Origin of the sequence: Cyanobium gracile UHCC 0139, from assembly GCF_034931325.1 — a bacterium.
In the GTDB taxonomy this organism is placed as follows: domain Bacteria; phylum Cyanobacteriota; class Cyanobacteriia; order PCC-6307; family Cyanobiaceae; genus Cyanobium; species Cyanobium gracile_B.
Genome location: NZ_JAYGHX010000013.1, coordinates 45,762 through 52,309, shown reverse-complemented (window position 1 = coordinate 52,309; position 6,548 = coordinate 45,762). Strand labels below are relative to the sequence as shown.

Sequence of the window (6,548 nt, the reverse complement as noted above, 5' to 3'; positions counted from 1 at the left end):
GGCGTGACGGTGATCTGGAACGTCTGGATGGCGCTGGTGTCGACGCCGCCATTGGTGGTGCCGCCGTTGTCGCGGATGCGCACGGAAACGGTGGCGGTGCCGCTGGCGTTGGCGGCCGGGGTGTAGGAGAGGCGACCACTGGCGTCGATGCTGGGCTGGACGCTGAACAGGGCGCTGTTGTTGTTGGTGACCAGGAAGCTGAGGGCCTGGCCGGCTTCATCGCTGCCGCCGCCACGGCTCAGGCCCGTCGCCCAGCCGATCACGCTCTGGGCGCCGGCGTCTTCCAGCAGGGTCTGATCCGCTCCTTTGGTGAAGGCCGGCACGTCGTTGACAGCGGTGACGGCGGTGCTGAGCGAGGTGGGGTCGGAGTAGCGGCCGGTGGGACCGAGCAGGGCCGTGAGGTTGGTGTTGGGGCTGAACGCCAGCGGGGTGTCGGCAACGCGGAGGGTGAGGCCGCCCGGGGTGCCATTGAAGTTGGGACTGCTGGGGAGGAAGCGGAGCGAGGCGGTGGTGGGCAGCAGCAGGGCGGCGCTGTCGGAGGGGGCGGCGATGCTGACCCAGCCGCCGCCGGCGTTGAGGTTGTACTGCCAGACGCCCTGGACAGCGGTGGCGGTGTTGCCGGTGATGGCGATGCCGCCGAAGGCGGAGGCGGCATTGGCGCCGCCGCTGACGGCGCGCTGGTCGTCGGCCGTATCCCTGAAGCCGAAACCGAGGCTGGAGATGCGTGCTCCGGGCGGGTTGGGGTTGTCCTCGCTGGTGGCGGCGAGGGTGGCGGCGGTGGCGGTGGGCCGGTCGTTGACGTTGGTGACGCTCGTGGCGATGGAGCGATTCACGGAACTCCAGGCACCGGTGGCGGTGGTGCCGCCGGCGGTGGCGAGGTTGTAGGTGGTACTGGGCGTGCTGCTGGTGGCCAGGGCGGTGCTGGCATCGGCGAGACGCACCAGGAGGCGGCCGGGGGTGCCGTGGAAGTTGGCGGCGGGCAGGAAGCGGACCCGGCTGGCGGCGTTGAAGACCAGGGCGGCGCCGGTGGAGAGGCCGGAGCTGGGGATGGTGATCCAGTCGCCAGGGGCGGCGGGGTTGGGGGAAGCGGACGTGGAGATCTGCCAGACGCCCTGGGCAGGGGTGTAGCTGGTGGAGCCGACGACGGCGAGGAAGGAGAAGGGGGTGGCGGTGTTGCCGCCCCCTCTGGCGGTCTGGTTGTCGGTGGCGTCGGAGTAGCGGAAAGCCAGGCTGCTGAGGGTGGTGCCGGCGATGGCGCTGGCGGCGACGTCTTCCGCGACGGCGGGGAGGACGACATTGGCTGTGGCGACGGGCCGATCGTTGAGCGGGGTCACCGTCAGGGCCACGGTCTTCACGTCCTGCCGGGCGCCGCCGCTGCCGGTACTGCCCAGGTCGTTGACGGTCACCGTCAAGGTGGCGCCGCCGTGGAAGTTGGCCCTGGGTGTGTAGGTGAGTGAGGCCAGGGCCGCGTTGAGGTTGGCCTTGGTGCCGGTCACCGTCACCGAACCGGTGCCGTAGTTGCCCCTGGTCACGGTCAGCCCCGTGCGGCTGACCAGGTTGATGCTGCCGCGGTTGACAGCCACGGTGAGCCGCTCGAGGGCGCCGAAGTCGTCGGCGTCGGAGAAGCTGATCCGATTGGCGCCGGTGAAGCTGTTGGCGCTGCTGTCCTCAACCACGCTGCGGGTCGCCGGCACGGTCAGCACCGGTGCCTCGTTGGTGGAGGACACGTTGATGGTGAACGCGCCGGTGGCGGTGTTGTTCCCGGCCACACCCACGGTTTCGGCCCCGTTATCAAGATCGAAGGCGGTGGCGGTGATCGTCACCACCCGATCCACGTTGGGATTGGCCGGGGTGTAGCGGAGGGTGTTCAGGGCCGCCTGCACCTGGGCACGGGTGCCCCGCACCTGCACGCTGGCCGTGCCGTTGGTGGTCAGGCTGGCGCCGTTGGCGTTCTGGATCAGCAGGGAGCCGTAGGGGCTGCCGGCATCGGTGGCGCTCAGGGTCACCCGGATGTCATCGGTGGCCCCCTGGCTGGTGTCCCTCGTGTCCTGGACGGCGAAGCCGCTGCTGATGTTGAGGAAGGTGCCGCTGGCGAGCACGGTGTTGGCGGGAACCGCCAGCACCGGCGCATCGTTGACCGGGGTGATGCGCACGCCGTTGTCGACGGACACTCGGTTGCCGGCGGGGACATTGGCGTGGCCGAAATCCGTGAGGCTGGTGCGCAGGTAGAGGTTGCCCAGGCCACTGCCGGCGCCGTTGAAGTCGGGGGCCCCCTGGAAGCGCAGCAGGTTGAGGGCGGTCTGCACCGCCGCCAGCGGTCCGGTGAGGGTGATCGTGTTGGTGCCGTCGCCTGCGGCGGTACTCAGGCCGGCGATGGCCCCCAGCAGCAGCCGCCCTTCGGTGCCGGCATTGGCCAGGACCGTGCGGGCGGCATCGCGGAACAGCTGCACCTGCACGTTCACGTTGCGGCCGAAGCTGTCGGCGTCGGCCAGCACGAAGCCGCCCAGGCTCACGCTGGCGTCTTCATTGACGCTGAAGAGCGTGGGGTTGCTGATCGTGGGCAGATCGTTCAGGTTGGAGGCCGTCAGGGCGATGTCGCGGCTGATGCGGTTGTTGGCGGCGCCGATGGGTAGCGGATTGCCGGCCCCATCGTTCTGGTTCACCGGGCCCCCGTTGGCCCCCACCCCAAGCACCCCTGTGGCGCTGTAGAGGCGATCATCGACGCTGACCCGCAGCTTGAGGGCGCTCGCGTCCAGGTCGGCGCCAAAGGCCACCGTGAGGCTGGCGAGCACCGTATTGATTTCGCTGCGGGTGCCCTGCACCACCAGGCTGTTGCTGCCCTTGCCGCTCAGGAACGCCCGCACTGAGCTGGGATTGGCTGAGGTGAAGGAGATCAGCCCGGAGGGCACCACCGCATTGACCCCATCGAGCAGCTGGGCCTCGATCCGCAGCAGATCGGTTTCTCCGGCCACGATCGTGTCCAGATCGCTGTCGCTGGCCTGCAGAAGGCCGGCGGCGGCCACCGCCACCGGAGTGGCGCCGCTGCCGAACACTTCAAGGGCAACGGGGGCGCTCAGGCTGGGCAGGTCGTTGGCCTGGGTGACGCTGATGACGTAGGTGCCAGGAACGTTGTTGGTGGCGCCGCTGATCGGGTTGTCTCCCCCCCCGTCGCTGACCGTGAAGCTGAAGGCGTCGCTGCTGGTCTCCGTGCCGTCGTGCAGGTAGGTGATCAGGTTGGCGTCAAGGTCGGCCTGGGTGAACACGCTGTTCAGGCCAAGGGCACGCCCGTTGAGGAACAGGCGCCCGTTGCTGGTCAGTGAGGTGATCCGGTACTGCCGCTGCACAGGACTGTTGTCGGAATCGCCGTAAACGAGCCGCGGTTCGTTGCCTGCGGTGCCGTTGCTGCCCTTGATCACGGCGCGGGAGCCCTCCGCCAGACTGAGGGGCGCGTTCTGGCTGGCGACCGGCGGATCGTTCAGGGGTGCGATCGTCAGGGGCACCGTCACCGGAGCACCGGTGGCGTCGAAACGGTCGAGGGGGGTGAAGCTGAAGCTGTCGGCCAGCTCCGCTGGCCCGTCGTTGCCGTTATGTCGGTAGCGCAGCCGGCCCGCAGCCAGCTGGCTCTGACTGATGCGGAGCGTGGCGCGATTGAGGCTGCCGCCGCTGCCATCGCCGATCACGGTCCAGGCGCCGCCGCCGGTGACGTCGAACTCCAGCACCCCATCGCTCGGCAGGGTGTCGATCCGCAGCCGTCGCTGGTCCGCGGTGTCCGGCAGCGAGAAGCTGCCGGGATCCCAAAGCGGATCGGCGCCGGGATTGGGGTTGCCAGTAGCGCCGGCAAACACCTGTTGCCCCGAGCCATCGACGTCGGCGATGGTGATGTCGCGGCGATCCGCCGCACCCAGCAGGGGCCCGGGGTTGGCACTGTTGAAGGTGAGGGTGCCACCTTCCACCAGCAGGCTCGGGCTGGCACTGACGCTGGCGCTGGGGGCATCGTTGACGGGGGTGACCCGCAGGGCGAAACGGAAATCACCAGCCCCGCTGCCGACCACGCTGCGGCCATCGCTGATGGTGAAGCTGAAGCCGGCGTCGAAGACTTCCCCTCCGTCGTGCTCGAAGGTGAGCCGTCCGTTGTTGATGTCGTCCTGGGTGAAACCGTCCAGGGTGTTGAGGGCGACACCGTTGAGCCGCAGGCTGCCTCCCGCTGGCGCGGCGGTGAGCCGGTAGACCCGTTCGGCCGGGTTGCTGTCGCTGTCGCTGATCGCCAGATCCGTGGCCCGGATCGTCACCATGGCGCCTTCGCTGCTGCGGAGCAGGGTGTTGGTGCTCAGCGTGGGGGCGATATTGGGCGGCAGGGTGGCGGGTGCGTTGCCGCCGCCGCTGCTGGGGGTTCCCAGAGGATTGAGGTAGGTGAGGCTGAAGCTGATAGGCGTCAGCGGATCACCCGGCAGCGGCTGGGGAGTGCTGTTGGTGTGAATGCCGCCGTCGCGGGTCTGCGTGAAGCCGGCGGGCAGCAGGCCGATGGCGCCGTCCTTCACCGTGAAGCTGAAGCCTGCAGTGGTGCCTGAAGCGGTGCCGTTGAGGAAGTTGAAACGCAGCCGCCCGGCGTCGATGTCGTCCTGGCTGAAGCTGCCGCCGCTGAGCAGGGCCACCCAGGTGCCGCCCCGGAAAACCTGCAGTTGCCCCCGGGCCGGATCCGGTGCCGCCGTGAGGGTGTAGGTGAGGTTGGGGGTGAGGGAATCGGCATCGCTGACCCTCAGGGCGGCACCGGTGATGACCGTGCTGCCGGTGGGGGTGACGATCGGGTTGTTGGCGGTGAGGGTGGGGTCGTCGTTGACCCGCTGGACCGCAAGGCTGATGACGGCGTTGCTGCTGAGCACCCCGCCGGTCCCCTGGCCGCCGCCGTCGTCGCTGACGCGGATACCGAAGCTCTCGTTGGGGGGGAAGCCGCCGTTGAGGTCGTTGCCGTCGTGGTCGTAGGTGAGCCCCACCAGGGAGGGAAGGGTGAACGGCGCCGTGATCGGGGTGCCGTTGTAGCGGAGTGTGCCGCGCAGGGGCAGGGAGGTGATCACGACCGTGGGGGGCACGCCCGAGGCCTGGTCGGCGTCGCTGATGGTCAAGCTGATGGGCACCCCCCGCTGACCCTCGAAGACCGGAATCGAGCCGCTGACGACCGGAGCCTGGTTGACGGGAGTGAGGCTGATTGGCACCGAGGCCGAGGGAATGCGGCCGCCGGCCCCGTCATCGACGGACACCGTGAAGGAATCACTGCCACTGCCGGGGATGCCGCCGGGCAGCACCTGGGAGCCGTCGTGGGTGTACGTGAAGCTGCCGAGGAAACTGCTGGAGAAGGTGGAGCCCACCACCAGGGGATTGCCGTTGAGCTTCAGCTGGCCCTTGCCCGGCAAGGAGGTGATCCGGTAGATGACCTGCTCGGCCAGATTGTCTTCATCGGCGAGCTGGAAGTTCGCGGCCGTGAAGGTGGACGTGCCGCCCTCCGCCACCACCAGGGGGTTGGTGATCAGGGTGGGCGCATCGTTGACCGGGGTGACCTGGATCGGCCCGGTGGAGAGGCTGATGGGGCCGTCGCCGTTGGTGAGATCGGTGGCGGTCAGGGTGAGGCTGGGCGCCACCGGCGAGTTGACGCTGTTGGCGTTCTCCGCCGGCGTGAACAGGAGGCTGGCGATCGCCGCATTGATGGCGGAGAGGCTGCCTTCCAGGGTGAGGTCGGCGCTGCCGTTGCTGCCGCTCGTGATCAGGGCGGTACTGGCCAGGGTGGCCGTGCCCCCGGTGGTGGAGATCCGCAGCCGCAGCGTGATCGGCCCCGGCACACCGTTGTCGCTGTCGGCCACGCTGAAACCGGTAATGGCCAGGGGCGTGTCTTCGGCGGTGATGCGGGTCCCCACGAAGCTGTCGCTCAGCACCGGGGCGCTGGCGAATTCCGACATCAGCAGCTGACCATCGATGAGGATCTGGTGCTGGTCGTTCTCCGCCAGGATCGCCGCCCGCTGCTCCGAGCCCAGGGGAGCGCCACTGACAAGAGCGGCGAACAGGGCACCTTCATCGCCTCGGGAGTCCAGGGGGCCGTTCAGCCAGTGGTCGATGGCATGGCCCACTTCCTCCAGAAGGACACGCTGGATGGCCTCTGCGGAGGTGGCCAGGGAGAGCCAGTTGGCATTGACGTAAATCCTTTCCCGTTCTTCTTGATCAGAGGCCGTGTAGGCGCCTTGGGCTCCGGCGAGTTCCGTGCCGCCGCGCAGCTCGATCACCAGGCGAAGGCCAGGCCCCCGCAGCCGTTGACTCAGGGCGATGACGCGATTTCTGAAACGCTCGGGGTCAGTGCCTGCGAAACCGAAGGCCTCGCTCAGCAGGCTTTCATAATCACTCCGAAACGACAGGATATCAAGTTGCTCATTCACCCAGGAAACAGTGGAGTCCCACAGCCTCTCAACACCGTGAGTCAGGGGTTGATCAAGACTTTTCTGAAGGTAAAGATGTTGTTGCCCAGCAAACGACTCTGACCTCTGCGGATCCTCCCGCTGTTCCAG

Annotated in this window: 1 protein-coding gene; it reads right to left on the bottom strand. The window is 68.3% G+C overall.

Annotated features, from left to right (window positions below; all coding sequences use genetic code 11):
- The coding region (locus VB738_RS15310; protein ID WP_323306570.1) for a cadherin-like domain-containing protein at positions 1–6,419 on the bottom strand (6,419 nt) is incomplete at its 3' end.
- Between the last annotated feature and the right edge of the window lie 129 nt (positions 6,420–6,548).